23 protein-coding genes, 1 tRNA gene and 1 other RNA gene are annotated in these 16,624 nt (G+C 44.5%); 8 read left to right on the top strand and 17 right to left on the bottom strand.

The window, feature by feature from the left end; translation table 11 throughout:
• Both QAS77_RS04120 and QAS77_RS04115 read left to right on the top strand, forming a co-directional pair.
• A partial coding sequence (locus QAS77_RS04120) for a glucose-6-phosphate isomerase family protein (protein ID WP_305064228.1) occupies positions 1-339 on the top strand: 339 nt, incomplete at its 5' end.
• Positions 340-425: 86 nt separating this feature from the next.
• Positions 426-1,184: a DUF128 domain-containing protein gene (locus QAS77_RS04115; RefSeq protein ID WP_250867818.1), complete on the top strand. Its 759-nt coding sequence runs from the start codon at positions 426-428 to the stop codon at positions 1,182-1,184.
• A 3-nt stretch (positions 1,185-1,187) separates the two neighbouring features.
• Here QAS77_RS04115 and QAS77_RS04110 read toward each other — a convergent pair whose 3' ends face one another.
• Together QAS77_RS04110 and QAS77_RS04105 are read right to left on the bottom strand one after the other, a co-directional pair.
• Positions 1,188-2,573 carry a DHHA1 domain-containing protein gene (locus QAS77_RS04110; RefSeq protein WP_250867819.1) on the bottom strand — a complete coding sequence of 462 codons (1,386 nt, stop codon included), beginning with the start codon at positions 2,571-2,573 and terminating at the stop codon, positions 1,188-1,190.
• 20 nt (positions 2,574-2,593) lie between these two features.
• Positions 2,594-3,094, bottom strand: coding sequence for a hypothetical protein (locus tag QAS77_RS04105; protein WP_250867820.1), 501 nt, complete (start codon positions 3,092-3,094; stop codon positions 2,594-2,596).
• 102 nt (positions 3,095-3,196) lie between these two features.
• Here QAS77_RS04105 and QAS77_RS04100 point away from each other — a divergent pair, with 102 nt between their 5' ends.
• Positions 3,197-3,376, top strand: a complete 180-nt coding sequence (locus tag QAS77_RS04100) for a hypothetical protein (protein ID WP_250867821.1) — start codon at positions 3,197-3,199, stop codon at positions 3,374-3,376.
• A gap of 246 nt (positions 3,377-3,622) precedes the next feature.
• Here QAS77_RS04100 and QAS77_RS04095 read toward each other — a convergent pair whose 3' ends face one another.
• Entirely contained in the window at positions 3,623-4,018 is a 396-nt protein-coding gene (locus tag QAS77_RS04095; protein WP_250867822.1) for a DUF1699 family protein, read from the bottom strand.
• Positions 4,019-4,275: 257 nt separating this feature from the next.
• Here QAS77_RS04095 and QAS77_RS04090 point away from each other — a divergent pair, with 257 nt between their 5' ends.
• The gene (locus tag QAS77_RS04090) at positions 4,276-4,932 is read left to right on the top strand and encodes an MBL fold metallo-hydrolase (RefSeq protein ID WP_250867823.1); all 657 of its coding nucleotides are present in this window, start codon (positions 4,276-4,278) and stop codon (positions 4,930-4,932) included.
• A gap of 35 nt (positions 4,933-4,967) precedes the next feature.
• Positions 4,968-5,288, top strand: a complete 321-nt coding sequence (locus tag QAS77_RS04085; protein ID WP_250867824.1) for a ribonuclease P protein component 4 — start codon at positions 4,968-4,970, stop codon at positions 5,286-5,288.
• 5 nt (positions 5,289-5,293) lie between these two features.
• Here the strand turns inward: QAS77_RS04085 and QAS77_RS04080 are convergent, their stop codons facing one another.
• The 3 genes from QAS77_RS04080 to ffs all read right to left on the bottom strand — a co-directional run bounded on the left by QAS77_RS04080 (position 5,294) and on the right by ffs (position 6,086).
• Entirely contained in the window at positions 5,294-5,536 is a 243-nt protein-coding gene (locus tag QAS77_RS04080) for a hypothetical protein (RefSeq protein ID WP_250867825.1), read from the bottom strand.
• A gap of 72 nt (positions 5,537-5,608) precedes the next feature.
• A tRNA-Ser gene (locus QAS77_RS04075) sits at positions 5,609-5,693 on the bottom strand.
• Positions 5,694-5,771: 78 nt separating this feature from the next.
• An RNA gene (gene ffs / locus QAS77_RS04070) (signal recognition particle sRNA) lies at positions 5,772-6,086 on the bottom strand.
• A gap of 116 nt (positions 6,087-6,202) precedes the next feature.
• Between ffs and QAS77_RS04065 the strand changes: the two genes are divergently transcribed.
• Positions 6,203-6,442 (top strand): transcriptional regulator, encoded by a 240-nt coding sequence (locus QAS77_RS04065; protein WP_305064227.1) that lies wholly within the window; start codon positions 6,203-6,205, stop codon positions 6,440-6,442.
• 52 nt (positions 6,443-6,494) lie between these two features.
• On the opposite strand, the gene QAS77_RS04060 is transcribed toward QAS77_RS04065, so the two are convergent.
• The 3 genes from QAS77_RS04060 to xseA all read right to left on the bottom strand — a co-directional run bounded on the left by QAS77_RS04060 (position 6,495) and on the right by xseA (position 9,474).
• The gene (locus QAS77_RS04060) at positions 6,495-7,874 is read right to left on the bottom strand and encodes an ATPase domain-containing protein (protein WP_250867827.1); all 1,380 of its coding nucleotides are present in this window, start codon (positions 7,872-7,874) and stop codon (positions 6,495-6,497) included.
• Between the two features lie 102 nt (positions 7,875-7,976).
• Complete coding sequence (locus QAS77_RS04055) at positions 7,977-8,246, bottom strand: exodeoxyribonuclease VII small subunit (RefSeq protein ID WP_250867828.1); 270 nt, start codon at positions 8,244-8,246, stop codon at positions 7,977-7,979.
• Between the two features lie 4 nt (positions 8,247-8,250).
• Positions 8,251-9,474 (bottom strand): exodeoxyribonuclease VII large subunit, encoded by a 1,224-nt coding sequence (xseA, locus tag QAS77_RS04050; RefSeq protein WP_305064226.1) that lies wholly within the window; start codon positions 9,472-9,474, stop codon positions 8,251-8,253.
• 185 nt (positions 9,475-9,659) lie between these two features.
• Here xseA and hdrC point away from each other — a divergent pair, with 185 nt between their 5' ends.
• Positions 9,660-10,154, top strand: coding sequence for a CoB--CoM heterodisulfide reductase subunit C (hdrC, locus tag QAS77_RS04045; protein WP_250867830.1), 495 nt, complete (start codon positions 9,660-9,662; stop codon positions 10,152-10,154).
• Positions 10,155-10,176: 22 nt separating this feature from the next.
• Positions 10,177-11,067, top strand: a complete 891-nt coding sequence (gene hdrB / locus QAS77_RS04040) for a CoB--CoM heterodisulfide reductase subunit B (RefSeq protein WP_250867844.1) — start codon at positions 10,177-10,179, stop codon at positions 11,065-11,067.
• Positions 11,068-11,530: 463 nt separating this feature from the next.
• On the opposite strand, the gene mtrH is transcribed toward hdrB, so the two are convergent.
• From mtrH to mtrE, 8 genes are read right to left on the bottom strand one after another with little or no spacing between them, the layout of a single operon-like run.
• Entirely contained in the window at positions 11,531-12,487 is a 957-nt protein-coding gene (gene mtrH / locus QAS77_RS04035; protein ID WP_250867831.1) for a tetrahydromethanopterin S-methyltransferase subunit H, read from the bottom strand.
• A 14-nt stretch (positions 12,488-12,501) separates the two neighbouring features.
• Positions 12,502-12,729 (bottom strand): tetrahydromethanopterin S-methyltransferase subunit MtrG, encoded by a 228-nt coding sequence (gene mtrG, locus QAS77_RS04030; protein ID WP_250867832.1) that lies wholly within the window; start codon positions 12,727-12,729, stop codon positions 12,502-12,504.
• Positions 12,726-12,965, bottom strand: coding sequence for a tetrahydromethanopterin S-methyltransferase subunit F (locus QAS77_RS04025; RefSeq protein ID WP_011499571.1), 240 nt, complete (start codon positions 12,963-12,965; stop codon positions 12,726-12,728). Before QAS77_RS04025 ends, mtrG begins: the two co-directional genes overlap by 4 nt.
• 5 nt (positions 12,966-12,970) lie before the next feature.
• Positions 12,971-13,696 carry a tetrahydromethanopterin S-methyltransferase subunit A gene (gene mtrA, locus QAS77_RS04020; protein ID WP_305064225.1) on the bottom strand — a complete coding sequence of 242 codons (726 nt, stop codon included), beginning with the start codon at positions 13,694-13,696 and terminating at the stop codon, positions 12,971-12,973.
• Between the two features lies 1 nt (position 13,697).
• The gene (locus QAS77_RS04015) at positions 13,698-14,021 is read right to left on the bottom strand and encodes a tetrahydromethanopterin S-methyltransferase subunit B (RefSeq protein WP_250867834.1); all 324 of its coding nucleotides are present in this window, start codon (positions 14,019-14,021) and stop codon (positions 13,698-13,700) included.
• Positions 14,018-14,827, bottom strand: a complete 810-nt coding sequence (mtrC, locus tag QAS77_RS04010) for a tetrahydromethanopterin S-methyltransferase subunit MtrC (RefSeq protein WP_250867835.1) — start codon at positions 14,825-14,827, stop codon at positions 14,018-14,020. The genes QAS77_RS04015 and mtrC overlap by 4 nt, the downstream gene beginning before the upstream one ends.
• A gap of 1 nt (position 14,828) precedes the next feature.
• Positions 14,829-15,548, bottom strand: coding sequence for a tetrahydromethanopterin S-methyltransferase subunit D (gene mtrD, locus QAS77_RS04005; RefSeq protein ID WP_305064224.1), 720 nt, complete (start codon positions 15,546-15,548; stop codon positions 14,829-14,831).
• Complete coding sequence (gene mtrE, locus QAS77_RS04000; protein ID WP_250867837.1) at positions 15,545-16,450, bottom strand: tetrahydromethanopterin S-methyltransferase subunit E; 906 nt, start codon at positions 16,448-16,450, stop codon at positions 15,545-15,547. The genes mtrD and mtrE overlap by 4 nt, the downstream gene beginning before the upstream one ends.
• Between the last annotated feature and the right edge of the window lie 174 nt (positions 16,451-16,624).

The raw sequence follows: 16,624 nt of genomic DNA, 5'->3' as shown, positions 1-16,624 counted from the left end.
ATTGTACTTATTCCTCCTGATTACGGACATGTGACGGTCAACGCGTCCGATGAGATCCTTAAAATGGCAAACTGGGTCTGCTGTGATTTTTCTTCCAGTTATGCACCTTTCAGAGATATGGAAGGAGGCGCTTATTATCTGTTAGAGTCCGGATTCGTGAAGAACCACCGTTATGAGAAACTTCCTGAAATAAGGTACATAACTCCGACAGACATTCCTGAATTTGGCCTTTTCTGTGGCAGGGACATGTACGACCTTGTGAATGATACTGAAAAACTTGAATTCCTTAAAAGTCCTCAAAATTTTGCAGGTGTGTTTGAAAGTATTATCAATGTCTGATAATACAACTTTCTTTTTTTCATTGTAGCCCAGACACAAAACTCTAATACAGTAATTTCCTTATTTTAGAGAAACGAGAGCTACCTATGATCAAACAACCCAATCGCGTACAATTCACTTCCTCCCGCATTGAAGACCTTATGTACAGGACCACTTTTGATCCGGTAAATATGACTGGCGAACTGATAGTGAACCTGTCCCTTGTAAAGGAAGAAGATCTCGAGGCCGTTCTGGAGGTATATAACCTTGTCATCAGAAGCGGATTATCGGTCAGCCCTTTCTTGAAAATAATAAAAAGCGGAGAGACCATCGGCGATCTGAAGATAGCACAAGGGGATGTTGGAATTGCTACTGTTTGCAGCATAACCATCGATGGAGTTCTTTTGAAGGGCGGCGTTATGATAAATCCTCGCTTTGGAGGAGTGGTACAGATAAAGGACGGGCAACCGGTTCGTTTTACTGATGTGGTCACTTACGCCAGTACCACCATTGACCCCCTCGAGGTCCTAATGTCCCAGGACATAACATCGGTCACGAAGATGCTGAGAACAGGTTCCGGCAAGATCCTTGCAAATCTCAGGGAAGCTCCCCTGGTGGCAAGGGATGATATCGACCATATCCTTTCAGACCTGATGGAAGCCGGTCTTAGCGGAATAATGGAAGTAGGGGAGCCAAATACGCGCGTTCTGGATGTTCCTGTCGAACGTGACCATTTAGGCGTTGTTGTTATTGGAGGGACCAACCCCATGGCAATGGCAAAGGAACAAGGCTTTGAGATCCGCACCAGTGCAATGTCAGCGCTCATTGGCATTGACAGTATGAAGCACATCGAGGACATTATCTAAACCTCATCTTTTTAGCTGTTTGCCAATAACGGCATCAAGCTTTATTATAAACTCTTCTTTTGCACTTTCAGGGATAGTAGCTCCGGCTGCAATATCATGCCCGCCCCCTGCACCATCGACTTCTGCAGCGGTCATTGACATGGCTTCTGAGAGATTGAGTCCTTTGCGTATCAGGTCCTGGGTACCGCGTGCTGATACTTTTACGCCATCCTTTGTGTCTGCGAATGCGATTATGGGCAGATCCCGATTACCGATAACGGATGTGCTCATGCCTGCAATAATGCCTACGATGGTCTCAAGTATGCTCGAACCCGCGTCAAAATACTGAAGATTGTCGAGCTGGGTCACACCTTGCTCTTTGACAAACATGAGTCCATTGACAAGGTTCTGCCGGTGCTCGCTCAGAAGCTTCTTTGCAGATTCGTATGCTTCACCCCTGTCACCCATGCACACTGCCAATCCGATATCAGCGTGACCATATCGTGCAGTTGCATTCAGCAAGGTGGAATATTCGGAAGCATCCCTCATTTCGGTACCTTCTTTTTCATTGGTAAGCAGATACACCTCCCCTATCAGACGCTCGATCTTGTAGGGAGGAAGACCTGCACGGAGGCAGTACTGGACAAGAGCTGATACGATCTTCTGTTTATCCATCTGCCCGATGTCGATCCAGCGCCTCCATCGTTCGTCTCCACCGAACTGTATCCCAAGGTCGTGAAGAAATCCTATACAGGCATCTTCATTACCGGTAAGTCCGGGCAGATATGGGTCTGATGCGAACTGGAGAAGTTTGAAGACCGGACGGGTCTGTTTTCCAAAAAGCATTATGTCCTTTTCAAAACTGAGAACACCTGCCTGGGCACCCTCTTCGAGAATATATCGATTTAGACCGGTAAGATGGCCTTTTTTAAGATGTTGAAGGTCCCCTACTGCGCCCACTATAGCAAGGTCTGCAAGATCTTTATTGTCCCCGAGGGCATTTGCCAATATATAGGTCATCCCAGAACCGCTAAGCTCGTATGAGCCATTGAATCCATAAAGATGAGGATTGAGGTGATGTTCCAGTTCGCCCCTTGGTTGATGGTGATCAGCGATAACTGCATTTATTCCGTGAGCATTGAGAGAGTCGATCATTCCGCTTCCAAGGTCAGTAAAAATGACAAGTTCCGGATTCAGGTTCGCTATTGATTCGATCTCCACCTCGTCGAGCTGTTTTACAAAATGGACGGAATGTTCGATCCCTGCCCTCTCCAGTGCTTTACATATTATACCTGCAGAGGTCAACCCATCCGCATCTATATGTGAGACCACATATACAGAACCCTGATCTTTAATTATGGATGAACACTCCATAGCTTTTAATCTGATCTCCTGAATTCTTTCCAACATTTATATGCCACCTTTTACCATTACTCAAGAATTCTTATGCCGCCTCTCCATTTTGCAGGTTCGATAAGATAATGTCCTTTTTTCCTTTCCATCTCAGGATAGGTCTGTATCTCTTCAACAGTGTATTTCAACGATGTTTCATCGTGGTACCGTTCCCTCAACTCATCCCAGGGGATTATGTGTGCTTTTCTGGATTTTCCAGCCCCCATCCTTAATTCTACCGCGAGATAGCCTGTACGCCCCGACCTTCTCAGAAAGTCAGATATGCGGTCTATCTGATGAGCACCCTTTTTATCAACTGTGAAATGCTGGGTAAAATAAAGTGCGTTTGCACCCTTTTCCACCGAAATGCTCTTGCATTCTATGCCTAGATAGTAATCCGGGTTAAGGGAATCCACCAGTACATCCAGGAACTGCGGCGTGAATCGATGCTGTTTGAGCCTATGTGCGATCCCCCTTACATCAGTATCTTCAAAAAAAGCATTGAAAGATAGTACAAGTTCCCTCTCGAATTCTGTCATGTGTTTACCATATGAATTTTGTGTTTAGATATTGTTGTCCTCTCTTATATTCCTTCTTCCACTGGCGTTACATTGATGTATCAGGCTTATAATGTAGGTACAATGAACAAAAAGACAATGGAAATCTTGCTGGCTATTGGTTCGGTCGTTGTATTCGTAGTGCTTCTTATAATGGTCCACGCAACGGGCATGGAGCCACAGGGATATGGTTTTTTAGGAGCTTTAGTGCTATTCGTACTGACAGTATCCCTTGCAGGCATTAAATTGACAAATATAGAGTAAGACATTTCAAAATAGCTGATCACGCAGTTGTTTCAATAGTAGCCATCTCAACTATTGAATAGGACCAGGTCTTATTTTAGATATAAAACAGGCGCTCGCCACCGTTCGAGGTCACGTGAACTGGTAGTTCAGATATTTGATGAATGATCAGTAAAAATAATAAATGTAAAAAGTGTGGGGAGAGGTCGGTATAAATACCGACCTTCTTCTTGGGGTTTCGTTTTTTCGTTTTTCAAGCGCAGTAAATTACTGCTTCATCAGGAATTCAATGAAATCCGGGCTAAGCCTGGTTTCTCTGACCATCTTCTCATTGATCTCTTCTTCAGAGATACCTTCGTCGCGGTACTCCTTTATTCGATCATAGACGCCCTGAGAGACTTCGGAATATTCGTTGATATCCTTTCTGTGGCCCCATACATCGCCTTCGAGAAGATTTATGTCCTGCATTTCAAGATACATCTTTGCAGACTTGGATATTGTCTTCTTGTATGAACTTGGAATGTGAAGTGCTTTGACACTTGGACATTTTTTAACAAGCTCGAAAATATCCGTGTTTGACGGTCTGAATGCAAGGTGGACGATCTCTTCGTTTTCGCTTAACGTCTTAATCTCTTCTTTTGAACTTACGACTCTAATCTTCATTATTTGACCCTTCCTGTTTTTCGATTGTGCCGTTATTATTTTGAGTGTTACGTAAAAATCTGCATATACAACACATCTGTTTGTATATACACAACCTCTTCTATATAAATATTATCAGTGTTATTTGTAAAAAATTACCCTATCGAAATAAGATTCATAATTCAGGGAATTCGGCAGTTTTAAGATATATTGTACCATTAATGCCAGAATAAGTTCAGAAGATGCATATTTGACAGAACATTTCAGGAAACCAGACCATGAAAAGCACAACAATTGGTAATGTATCAATAGAATGGCTAGGCCATGCCGGATTCATATTGCGCGGGCAGAAAAAAGTGATATATATTGACCCATATGCAATTCCAGATGAGATCGGTCCTGAAGATGAAGCTGACATCATCCTTTTGACACACGAACATTTCGACCATTGCGATCCAAGTTCCATACGGACGGTCCGTGGAAGCATGACAACGACACTGATCCCGGAAAAGATGTCATTACAATTCAAAGGCGATGCACGCAGGATCATTGAAGGAGATGAACTCACGGGTAATCTGGCAATAAAGGGAGTAGATATAGAGGTCGTGCCTTCTTACAATCTGAATAAACCAAACCATCCACGAGGGGAAGGTGTAGGTTATATAGTCGAACTTGAAGGCATAAGGATATATCATGCAGGAGATTCAGACCTGATCCCCGAAATGGCCGAGATACATGCAGATGTTGTTCTTCTGCCCATAAGTGCTGATTTTACAATGAGTGAAGAAGAGGCTGCAGAAGCAGCAATCTCCATAGGACCAAAGGTTGCAATTCCCATGCATTATGGCCTTGTTGAAGGTACTGATGCAGATCCACTGAAGTTCAAAGAGCTCATCAATGCAAAGGATCCTAACATCGACGTGATAATTCTTTAAAATGATCATGTGTATACACAATAGGTAATAGGTACATGTCCCGAATGAAAAAGAAACAAAAAAATATTATTAAAGATGTGGCGACTGAGAGGATCGAACGTCTGTTCAAACTGGCAGCCGAGGAATACAGATCCAACCCTGAAAGAAGCGACAGATACGTCCAGCTGGCAAGGCGTATCGGTATGAAGTACCGCTTGCGATTCCCATCGTCCCTGAAACGTAAAATGTGCAGAGGATGTAGCTCATACCTTGTTCCCGGAAGCAGTTCAAGAGTAAGACTTCATGGAAGGTATATGACCATAACATGCCTTAAGTGCGGGCAAGAAGTGAGGATACCATACCATCTAAAAGAATAAACTGTTCAGTTCCCGGAAACCAGATTCAGCAGTTTAACAATAAGATATACTCCAACGACCATTCCAATTCCCATTATTGCGAAGATAAGGATGTTCCTGAGTACTTCGTTCTTTTCAGAACCTGCACGTATTCCGAATGCACCACAGGTGCCACCTGAACAACCGCCACAACCATCAGACTTGCTGCTGCCCTTTTTATTCACAGGCACTTCATTGAGCACAGGGATTATCAGTTTACCATCGACCATTATCTCAGCCTACCACAGTTCATTGTTCGATCATAATTAGAAAAGGCATAGTCAACAAAAGATATAAAAGGACGACGAGAGGGGGATTCGAACCCCCGAGGTGCCGGGCACCACAGGATTAGCAATCCTGCGCCATACCGGGCTTGGCTATCTCGTCATTAAGAGTTATTGTCACGCCAATGCGATTCCATAAAGGCAATAGCATTATTTAACGCTTTTCGTTAAAAGTGCAAAGTGGCGGGCATACCGCGAGTTGCTGAACATCACCGACCCAAATGATCTGTGACCTCTCCTCCACCCCGCAGCCCTCCAAGCGACAAATGTCAATGGTAGGTCTGCTCCCTTCCGGGCCTCGACTGGTTCCCACTGCAAAGATAGGTGAACCAATTCTCCAATTGGTCCTCCTACCAACATCATCCAAGCAGGACGGGGCTTCTACGTTGAAATCACAGGTTTGAATCTGATCAAAACAACTTCTTTTGGCTTCGTCTCCCGCATATCGGCGATTTCGGGTTACAGGTAACGCCGGCCTACCCAGACTAGCCCGCCACGCATAGATATGCTTTACAGGTAATAAAAGTATTCCTATCGCACATTGCAACAACGGAAGAACGACTGTACGAATATAGTTATATGATGTAGTAGTAAACTGTATATGGTGAGAAAATGGAAGAATTAATGGGTTTTGTTACCGGAAACAAGAACAGACAGAAATTATTGGCCTTACTCGAATCCAGAGGACAGTTGGAAGGAGCACGCATCGCTAAGAACATGCATATTGCAAAAATATCTGCGGATAAGATACTCGAAGAACTTGCCGCAAAAGAGCTTATCGTTGAGGAAAGTGGAGTTTACAAACTCACAGAACTTGGCACAACGGTCACAAGAACCGTACTATCAATATAAAAATGAAAGTAGTATTATGCTACTTTTATACCTCTTTTACTGATCCTGCCGTTCAAGGCAACACATCACACTGAAGCTTGATACCAGTGTCAGAGATCGTGTATTCCCGCATGATCAAACCATGGCGAGAACCTTTGGATTTCAGTATCCTCAAATACCTTTTGAACTCATTGGAACAGAGTATCTGCGTAAGGGTTATCACAGTGTCCATGATAAATGATGCTTCATTGCTCATGATCCTGCCCGTCTGCGGGTCCAGTTCTGTTGTAAAAACTGAGGATACGCCCATACTGTTGAGATAATTTATAAGGCTAAGCAGATATCCACGAAGTTTGATATCATCGGGGAATGTGATCTCCAGATTAACAAGGCCGTCCAGAACAATGCGCGTAATACCAAGTTCATCTATGAGTTCCTTTAGTCTTATTGCATGTTCCGCAGGATGAATTTCCTCAGGATTGGAATGAATGAACCGTAATTGCCCGGAATCGACATACTTTTGCATATCCCAGTTGAACTTTGCCGCTTCCCTGATGATCTGTTCCGGCCTTTCACCATAGGATACTATCACCCCATTTTCACCATTACTGAGCCCTTCCATAATGAAGTTCCATGCGAAGATCGACTTACCCGAGCCAGGCTCACCTGCAACGAGCATACTGCTCCCTGCAATTATGCCTCCGTAGAGCATAAGATCGAAATTGTCCATTCCAGACCTTATCTTTATTTCAGCTACCTCATCCCGTTTCGAACTTACCAGACGAGGATAGACAACGAACCCTTCAGAGCTTACATCATAACTGTAATCCCTGGCAGTGCTTATCCCCCTCTTTTGGAGGTCGAGTCCCAGCATTTTAAGAACTCTCATTTTATGTGCAGTATGATAACCGGAATTCTCTCTTGACAGGTAAATGATACCATCAGTAAGGTGACTTACCACAGACCCATGTATCTGTTCTTCCAGAAGTTCACCTGTCAGTATCACAAGAGCATTCGATTCCTTGAGCATGGAGTCAAGCGTATAGAAAAAGCGCCTTCTTTCCTGTTCAACAAAACCAAATCCCATAGGAGTTATAGGATCAATGACAATGCGGCCAGGATTTTCTGAGGTGATAACATTCCCCATTTCGATCAACATGCTCAGTGGATCCTTTTCAGCAGCCTGTCTGCTTAAAGGATGGATACTGACATTCTCGAAGAGAAACGGGAAAACAGACTGTAATTTCTCGAATCTTTCAGATGTCTCTGTTGTAAGCGGTATGTACAGCACTTTCTCTCCGTTCTTTGCGGCATTTGAAAGCATCTGAAGTGCCATTGTGGTCTTACCGACCCCGGCTGTACCGGCAACAAGGATTGTCGAGGGGGTTCTAAAACCACCAAGTATCTCATCAAGTCCCTCAATACAACACGGCAAATTCTGAAGTTCGGGCATTATAATTTTCTATATGCATAAGGATTACTTATACTTTCTCGAATTCAGCACACCCATGCCACCACCAATACTGCCAGTAACACGATATATTGCAAGATCATCTCACTGATCGGACCCATTGAATGGTCCTGTTACAAGCTTTCCGCTTCTTTCCATCAGAACCTCGACCTTCTTCTCGGAATCCTCGATCTTCTGATTACAAAGCAGTGCCAGTTTCATACCTTTCTCAAAGGTCTCAATACTTTCATCAAGTGTAAGCTGCCCTCTTTCAAGCAGATCCACGAGATGTTCTAACTCCTCCAGAGATGCTTCGAAGGTCTGTTCTTTTTCTGTCGCCTCTTTCTCAGACTTGGTCTTCTTTGTAGTTCCCATATTATCACCCTTCATAATGCAGGTATTTCTTCCTATCATGGATTATATTTTCAACCTTACACTCAAATATCCCGTCATTGACAATAACATCCAATTGCGCGTTCTCCTTCAGCTCGCTAACACTTGAGATAGATACCTTCTTTTCAGGGTCTAAAGCTATACTATACCCCCTTAGGATCGTGTTCAGGGGACTTACAGCATTGAGCCTGGACGAATGGAATTTAAGTTCGAACGCTTTATTCTCTATGATCTTTCCCATGGAAGAGGTAAGTTTCATGGTAAGCTCATCCAGATACTGCGAATCCTGCATCAGCATGTCCATGATATGTTGCGGCTCCAGTTTCTTCCGGGCATGTTCCAGCCGACCTTTCCCTTCTGAAATAACATGCCCCACCTCCTTTTCCAATCGGGAGGACAATGTTGCAAGATGCCTTTTTACCTCTTTCTGATCCGGCACTACAAGTTCTGCCGCAGCAGAGGGGGTCGGAGCACGCATGTCAGCAGTAAAATCAGCAATGGTAAAATCCGTTTCATGCCCCACAGCGGAAACTATCGGTTTTTTGGAATTGAAAATAGCCCTTGCGACCACCTCTTCATTGAAAGACCACAGGTCTTCAAGAGAACCACCGCCCCTCCCTACAATGATAACATCAACATCGGTCTGGTTAAGCAGTTCAATGGACCTGACAATACTTTCCGCAGACCTCTCACCCTGAACAATGGCAGGGCTTAATAGGATATTGACCGGATACCTGCGACCGATAACATTCAGAATATCATGTATCGCAGCTCCCGTAGGAGAAGTTACAACCCCGATCCTCAGAGGATATTCAGGTATTGGTATTTTGTGAACATCACTGAAGAGACCTTCTTTCTCAAGCTTGTTCTTGAGCTGCTCATAAGCCTTGTATAGCTCGCCCACACCATCGGGACGAATGTCCTGAACATAGAGTTGATACTGCCCGCGTACCACATACACATCCACTGAACCGAATACCAGAACCTTCATGGACGATTCCAGCTCGAACCGGAGATTCCTATTCACAGACTTGAAGCTGACACAACTTATCTGACTTTTTCCATCCTTGACCGTAAAATAATAATGACCCGAACTATGCTTTGTAAGATTGGAGATCTCCCCCTGCACCCAGATCTGATTAAGTTTAGGATTGTTCGCCAGGGTGTTCTTGATGAGGTTGTTCAGTTCTGTAACAGTATATGCGGGCATAGTTCAAGTCTCCATCATGACGTACAATTAGGTCTTTTTCCTATTAGTATATAGAGCGAGCGGGTTGAAAGTAATTTAAGTATGGATACGTAAATAAATTATTCATAGGCATCATTGACATAAAGTCCCAGCTTGTAAGAATACAACGACATCTTTTATTAGGTATGAAAGGATAAATCATTTTAATGTCTGCTACAAATGGATCAACTTTTCTATCCAGGCTGGATAAAACGGGAACTGATATTCTCAAATGCATGCATTGTGGTGTTTGTACCGGCAGTTGTCCATCTGGAAGGCATACGAGCCTGAATGTAAGGAATTTGCTCAGGAAGGCTCGCAAAGGTGAATCTGTGCTTTCTGATGAGACCCTTTGGACGTGTACAACATGTTACAATTGTCAGGAACGTTGCCCGAGGGGAATTGATATTGTTGATGCTATTTTTGAGATACGTGCAATAGCAGTACAGGAAGGAATTATCCTTAAGGAACATCGCACCGTGGGTAAATTGCTGGTCGAACATGGACATGCAGTGCCCATAAATGCTGAGAACAAAGCAAAGAGAGAAGCACTTGGGATGGATGCTTTGCCACCTACAGTACACAGTTTCCCGAATGCATTGAGTGAAGTTAAGAAGTTACTTGCCAACTGTAAATTCGATGAGTTGATGTCAAATGAGTGAATCTGCAAGGAAGGAACACGAAATGAACAAATTGTCGCTGTTTCTCGGGTGTGTGATCCCTAATCGATACCCAGGTATTGAAAAAAGCACAAAGCTATGCCTTGAGAAATTGGATATCGATTGTGTCGATCTTGAAGGGGCTTCATGTTGTCCGGCACCGGGAATTCTTCGGTCGTTCGATAAGACCACATGGCTTGCCCTGTCCAGCAGGAATATTTCATTAACCGAAGATCTTGGACGTGACATGCTTACTATCTGTAATGGATGTTATGGGTCCCTTGCCGATGCAAATAATGAATTGAAAGCTGACGAGGACCTTAAGGAAAGTGTTAATTCCCACCTTGCAGCCGTAGACAGGGAATTTAAAGGTACACAGGATATTCGCCATATTACGGAGTTCTTGTATCAGGAAATAGAGCCCGAAAATATACGTGAGCTTGTCACAAACCCCCTGGAGATCAGGGTTGCTGTGCATTATGGCTGTCACCTGCTGAAACCTTCAAAGGGAAGGGTAGGCATGAGTGTGGAAAGGCCTTCTTTCTTTGATGAACTTGTTGAGGCCACAGGCGCAGTAAGTGTGGATTATCCTGATAAGATGGAATGTTGCGGTGCTGGCGGAGGGGTCAGGTCTGCTTTGAGTGATGAGGCCCTTGCCCTCACAGAGCATAAATTGTCAATGATAGAAGAAGCAGGGGTTGATTGTATTGTCAATGCATGCCCGTTCTGCCATATGCAGCTTGATGTGGGACAAACTGACCTTAATGAAAGAGATGGCACAGAGCATTCAATACCGGTGCTACATTACACACAATTATTGGGCCTTGCTTTTGGATATACCGTAGAGGAACTGGGCATTGACCTCAATTCTACATTGAACAAAGCTTTTTTTGAGATGATCGAGGATCGACCTTAATTCTCACTTTTTTACATGCATGCTGCTCTTGAACAAAGCATGTGGGGTTTTAAAAAATGAGAAGCTGGTTGTTTAAATCAGCTTGTTGATTGAGTTGATCTCATCCATGATATCAAGACCGGGTGTCTGTAGGCTAATGAATATTGAGACTTCGTTCCGAATTTTATTTTTCTGCCATGTCAATTATCTCCCGAATAACAATAGGTAAAGTAACAGTATAATTGCAAGACCTATCATGATGGCAAAAATGAGTGTAGGAAAATTTTTGTGATTCATAAGGCGTAATTTGAACCCACCGTATAAATAAAATGCCACTTCATTCACTATTTTTCTAAAGAAAATCATATGCAGGAATAATTACTTTTGGAGTTTTACAACTCTTATGACCAGAAGAGGAAACCAAAATCAGATCAGGAAGTTAGAAATAAGTTAATGAAAAAAAAGAAAATGAAAAGCTGGTTGTTTAGACCAGCTTGTTGATTGGGTGGTTCTCATCCATGATCTCAAGACCAAGCTCTTTTGCGGTCTCTGCAAGGATGATATCTACCATTGCGGTCGCAGGGTAGACTGTGTCAGTGTTCTCGATAGGACCGAACAGCTGGAAGTTGGAACCGAGTGTCTGTGGAACAAGGTTCGTTCCGATATCTGCTGGCATGTAAACTGCTTTACGCTGCTCTTTTGTTTCGAAGCCCTTCTTGTAATCCTTCATCCAGTCCCATGCAGAAGCAAGGTTGTGGTATCCGCCACCTACAGGGAGACCGAAGTGACCCTTTACAGCGATTACTGCCCTCATGGATGCACCAGCGCCTGCTCCGAGTGGAGTTGCAGCTACATCAATGAGTGGTTTTGTGATGCCACAGTCCTTTGCGATGTCGAGCATACCCATGGTCTGACCTGGACCACCGGTCTCAAGAACCTCAAGCTTTCCTTTTACGGTTGGGTCTGTTGCGTTGAACGCAAGGACGATAGAAGCATTGATATCACTCTTTCTGATAGCTTCGATCTCATCGTCATGAATACTGCCGTTGATAGAGTTGTAGATAGCCCTGTCAGCTACACCGATCTCTGTAACGTATTCTGCTGCTGCAGCACGTACTTCGCCTGCGGATGAGTCGATAAGGAAAGGTGTCTTGTCATCTTCTGCAACGAACCAATCGATGTATTTCTTGATAGCCTGTGGTGTTTCACCGACGATCTGGTTAACGCATGGATTACCTGTTACATCGGTCATCTCAAGCATGTGGTTCCAGAGATTGTCTGCTGCTTCCTTGTCGAAAACTCCCTCATCTTCATCGGTCACGATCTTGTGTCTGTTGTAGAACATTGAACCGATCAGAATTGTTGGGTACTGCCCGGGCTGACCGCCGAACTTGACGCCGCCAACCTCGAATACTTCCTGTTTCTTGTCAAATTTAAACATGTTATTACCTCTTATCAGATGAGTATAGGAGAGAGTGAAATGTAGATCAAGAATATCAATATACCAGCTATTGCTCCGTACATTATGCCTATATCCCTACCTAATTTCTTTCCGATCCTCTGTGCGATCTCACTGTTTACGAATTCGATCTTCTCGTCGATCAAATTGAGCTTCTCAAGAACCTCATTGAAATCTGCAGGGTCTGTTACAACACTCGGTGTTGTGTTCTTTGCGTCGCTCATATTACACCACCTACCTGCCAGATGATCAATGGGAGTATCAGTACCATCAGAACTGCGAATCCAAAACCGACAATGAAGCCGGTTGCAGCTGTGGCATTAACTCCGGAGTCGAGCTTCTGGTTCCTTGCGATAAGCTGAGCCCTGTATCGAATTCTATCGACAACGTTTTCAATGGCACCCATCTGTGGGTTGATTACCATTGGGACTCCCTGTCCAGATTCTATTTCTTCTGCCATGTCAATTACCTCCCGAATAACAATAGGCCAAGTAGTGACAGCGTAATTGCAAGACCGATCATGATACCTTCGACCTTACCTGCGTGTACGCCTGCGTGGTACTTGTTCCAGTTACCGGCAATGACCATTTCTCTGTCAATATCAAGGATCCTGTTCCTGATAGTTGCGATCTCAGCTGCCATTGGCTTAAGTCCGCCGGCCTCTTCCTCACCTTCGCCGTCAGCTTCGCCGACTTCGAGGACCATAGGATCAACATCAAGTGCTCCAGGGTCTTTTGCCACACATTCTTTGATCTTTGCAACGATCTGTCCCATATCTTCGGTACCGATCATGTCGATCATTTCAACCTGCTGCTGAAGTCTTTCGACCGCTTCATCAGTGAGGTTCTCAACATAAGGAATAGCACCTGTTGCACCCACAATACGGTTATCACTTACACCGTTCTTGTGGACCATCATGAACGCTTCACCGGTAATGTGTCCTTTGACTTCGGAACCGGTAATGATCACGAATCTGATGTTAGGGTTTCCAATGATCTGTGCAACGACCTTCTCCAGACCAAGGTTCTCTGTTTTACATGGACCTGTAATTGCAGCTCCTGCTTCAAGTTGTGGGCCGCCAGGTATGTGTGATCCACAGGTGATAACAGCAACGCAGTTCTTTACGTCCCCTACCTCGTATTCACCTTTTAGGGTTGGCCAGTCTACTGCTGGTTCTCTTTTATCTACCATATTATAGACCTCCAATCAAACTGAGGATGTATAGTGTCAATGCTACCATACCTGAGAAGATAAGACCGACTATAACACCATAGAAAGTGTTACCGTAGAAACCTGCTTTTAATGCTGTTTCTTCCCTTCCTGGGAAGGCGTTCAAAAGCTTCATGTCAGGTGAAAGTGAATTGACCAGATCATCAGCGATCTTATCAAGTTCATTTACCTGTTCCATGACAGGGTCCATTGAGTAACAGATGATGTCCTCACGTTCTGCTGCCAGAACTGATGTAAGTGGGTCCAATACAAGATGTGCTTCTGGTGCTACGTGTACCATGCTCATTCTAATTCCTCCTCAGTAGGCAGAAGACCGGTTCCAAGAACCTTATATGCGTCTCTGTTAACGAGTTTGACATACTTACTGAATGCAATGTACCAGATGATAACACCGATCAGTATAGATGGAATCGCGGATGCGCCATCTGCGACGGTTGCTACGATACCTGCAACGACCATTGTGATCGCACCTTTCTCAACACCGGTCATCAATGTCCTGTCCTGTTTTTCATCAGGGCCAAGGTTCGCATTGAATGGATGGAGAATTGCCATACCACCAGCGATGAAGATAACTGCAATGTATCCGGTTGCAACAACGGTTTCCAGTACTGCATCGAACATGAAGGTACCTGTCATTGCGACACTAAGGCCGATGATGGTAAGCGCACCTGCACCAGCGATCTCTGTCATGGACTGTTCCATAATAGGAATGCCCATTCCAAGGACCTTGTTAGCGAGTACACCAATGACAAGTCCGATAATTGCTGCTGTAATAAATGCTACGATAGGTCCGGCAATGCCGCCTACTGCAAGTCCGAACATGGATGCAACAACACCCATACCAAGTGCCATCATACCAATGGATGGAACACCGGTACCAAGACCGTAACTTGCTACACGCCTGACAGCTGCACCTCCCCAAACGATCGCACAGATAGCGCCAAGTGCACCAATGAATGCGAATGCGGGTGATGCAACGGAAAGGAAATGACCTCCGTATGCTCCTGCGAGACCTCCGAGAGTTCCCAGAGCGATCAACTTATTCTGTGGAATGCCACCTGTGGCTTCTCCACCAGCTCCTCCTGCGGACATATCAGAGACCTCCGATAGTGATTATACCAACGAAAGCACACATCAATGTTGCCACAAAGGATGCAAGAACTGCCTTTGGCCATTTCTTGAACTTAGGGTCGTGGAAACCTTCGATGGTTCCTCCAATGTTGTATGAAGGAATAACAGCGTTCACGAAAAAGATACCTACAGCGAAGATACTTGCAAGTGCTACAAGGTTACTCTGGGTGAGACCAGTACTGGTGCTCATGAGAGCGAAGTAGATAACTGAACCGCCAATGCCACCAAGAGCACCGCCGATAACACCACTTACGTATGAGACGGTTGGAAGTCCGTGTCCCTCAGTACCCTGTGAAACATAGATGTCCTGCCTGTCTTTTGTGATAGGGTCATAGTCTACTTTTGCGGATGCTGGTGGTACACCAACACCATATACGTAAACCCATGTCCCCACGATCATTGTTACAGATATCATGATCATTGCACCGACTCCACCGGATGCAACGACAAGTAGGGGACTATCAGATACTGCCATAACGGCTCCTGCGGTCACAAGCCCTGTAAGACCTGCTCCAGCAGCCAATTGTACAGTACCGGTACCAATACCGGTTGCCTGAGCCATAGCTGCAGGTGCTCCACCTACAGGCACGAAGTGAACACTCCATGAAATAAGCATACCGCCAAGGGTTACCATTGCGATGTATAAAATGTTCTCTGCGATAATTCCTGCTACATCTATCATGCAGCGACCTCCTCTTCTTCCTTGTAAGGACCAAATGCCTTACGTGCTGCTACTTCGATCTTTCTGTTCCAGATGATCATAAGTAACACCAAAATTACCCCTGCTGCAACTGAAAGCCATCCCATTGTGAGACTGGTAGCAGGGTTAAAAACAGCTGTTACCCAACCGCTTAAGAAAACGGTCATACCGAATGCAAGACCGGTTACTGGGCCTCCGAACTTTGCACAGAACCATGAATTGTCGATACCATTACGAAGACCAGATTCTGCTTTCCTTACAATGTTACCGGAATTTGCAGCATTGAGACCTGATCCAAACTCAACGTTCTGGAATTCACGCTCTGCACCATAATGAACATCACCAGTGGATGAACCGATAGCTCCGACAGTGATTCCCCAAATGAACGCAAGAAGCGTAAGTGGGAAAGGATGTGCAAGAACGGCCACCATAATGTATGATACAACAAGGATACAGAATGTTGTAATGAATGCATATCCCATCATCACTGGCGTATGTGATCTGAGAATATCAAGGTAGATTGGTTGTCTGAAACGTTTCTGACTTGCGGTACGGCCCATGTAAGCCGTAATACAATATGTTCCGTGTACTGCGGTAGCAACAAGTGCACCAATAGCGATAGCAAAGATCACAGACAGACTTGCGGTCATCAATACAGATGCCACGGTTCCGCCAATAGCACAGATCAGTGCATTCGATGGTGGTTCACCAGAAATTGCTTTGTTGTAGATCCTATGTGGATACATCATCTGGGGAGCTAGCTGTACTTGTGAATTTGGGTTACTCTGAGATCCGACATCAGATTCGAGATCCTCAGTTGTGCCAGCAATAGTTGCGGCAGCGCCCATAAGTGCTAGAACACCCATGCCCATGAGTGGTTCCATTTATTTTCCTCCTTCGTAGTTCTAAATCAATAATATAAGTGCGAATAATATACACTATCTTCGATATTTTAGCCACATATTACGTAAATATGGCATAGACTAACGTAAGATGGTCAGCATTATCTAAAATCATTCATAAACCTTTCGGAACTTTTCTGGAAAAAAAGGGTTCTG

It is taken from the genome of Methanococcoides sp., assembly GCF_030594565.1.
Classification (GTDB): Archaea; Halobacteriota; Methanosarcinia; order Methanosarcinales; family Methanosarcinaceae; genus Methanococcoides; species Methanococcoides seepicolus.
The sequence above is the reverse complement of the archived record's forward strand: the minus strand, read 5'-3'. Positions and strand labels throughout refer to the sequence as shown.

Excerpts from the sequence above, each read along its gene's own strand:
- QAS77_RS04115 (WP_250867818.1), top strand. The coding sequence starts at position 426 with ATGATCAAACAACCCAATCGCGTACAATTCACTTCCTCCCGCATTGAA.
- QAS77_RS04110 (WP_250867819.1), bottom strand. The coding sequence starts at position 2,573 with ATGTTGGAAAGAATTCAGGAGATCAGATTAAAAGCTATGGAGTGTTCA.
- QAS77_RS04105 (WP_250867820.1), bottom strand. The coding sequence starts at position 3,094 with ATGACAGAATTCGAGAGGGAACTTGTACTATCTTTCAATGCTTTTTTT.
- QAS77_RS04100 (WP_250867821.1), top strand. The coding sequence starts at position 3,197 with ATGAACAAAAAGACAATGGAAATCTTGCTGGCTATTGGTTCGGTCGTT.
- QAS77_RS04095 (WP_250867822.1), bottom strand. The coding sequence starts at position 4,018 with ATGAAGATTAGAGTCGTAAGTTCAAAAGAAGAGATTAAGACGTTAAGC.
- QAS77_RS04090 (WP_250867823.1), top strand. The coding sequence starts at position 4,276 with ATGAAAAGCACAACAATTGGTAATGTATCAATAGAATGGCTAGGCCAT.
- QAS77_RS04085 (WP_250867824.1), top strand. The coding sequence starts at position 4,968 with ATGTCCCGAATGAAAAAGAAACAAAAAAATATTATTAAAGATGTGGCG.
- QAS77_RS04080 (WP_250867825.1), bottom strand. The coding sequence starts at position 5,536 with ATGGTCGATGGTAAACTGATAATCCCTGTGCTCAATGAAGTGCCTGTG.
- QAS77_RS04065 (WP_305064227.1), top strand. The coding sequence starts at position 6,203 with ATGGAAGAATTAATGGGTTTTGTTACCGGAAACAAGAACAGACAGAAA.
- QAS77_RS04060 (WP_250867827.1), bottom strand. The coding sequence starts at position 7,874 with ATGCCCGAACTTCAGAATTTGCCGTGTTGTATTGAGGGACTTGATGAG.
- QAS77_RS04055 (WP_250867828.1), bottom strand. The coding sequence starts at position 8,246 with ATGGGAACTACAAAGAAGACCAAGTCTGAGAAAGAGGCGACAGAAAAA.
- xseA (WP_305064226.1), bottom strand. The coding sequence starts at position 9,474 with ATGCCCGCATATACTGTTACAGAACTGAACAACCTCATCAAGAACACC.
- hdrC (WP_250867830.1), top strand. The coding sequence starts at position 9,660 with ATGTCTGCTACAAATGGATCAACTTTTCTATCCAGGCTGGATAAAACG.
- hdrB (WP_250867844.1), top strand. The coding sequence starts at position 10,177 with ATGAACAAATTGTCGCTGTTTCTCGGGTGTGTGATCCCTAATCGATAC.
- mtrH (WP_250867831.1), bottom strand. The coding sequence starts at position 12,487 with ATGTTTAAATTTGACAAGAAACAGGAAGTATTCGAGGTTGGCGGCGTC.
- mtrG (WP_250867832.1), bottom strand. The coding sequence starts at position 12,729 with ATGAGCGACGCAAAGAACACAACACCGAGTGTTGTAACAGACCCTGCA.
- QAS77_RS04025 (WP_011499571.1), bottom strand. The coding sequence starts at position 12,965 with ATGGCAGAAGAAATAGAATCTGGACAGGGAGTCCCAATGGTAATCAAC.
- mtrA (WP_305064225.1), bottom strand. The coding sequence starts at position 13,696 with ATGGTAGATAAAAGAGAACCAGCAGTAGACTGGCCAACCCTAAAAGGT.
- QAS77_RS04015 (WP_250867834.1), bottom strand. The coding sequence starts at position 14,021 with ATGAGCATGGTACACGTAGCACCAGAAGCACATCTTGTATTGGACCCA.
- mtrC (WP_250867835.1), bottom strand. The coding sequence starts at position 14,827 with ATGTCCGCAGGAGGAGCTGGTGGAGAAGCCACAGGTGGCATTCCACAG.
- mtrD (WP_305064224.1), bottom strand. The coding sequence starts at position 15,548 with ATGATAGATGTAGCAGGAATTATCGCAGAGAACATTTTATACATCGCA.
- mtrE (WP_250867837.1), bottom strand. The coding sequence starts at position 16,450 with ATGGAACCACTCATGGGCATGGGTGTTCTAGCACTTATGGGCGCTGCC.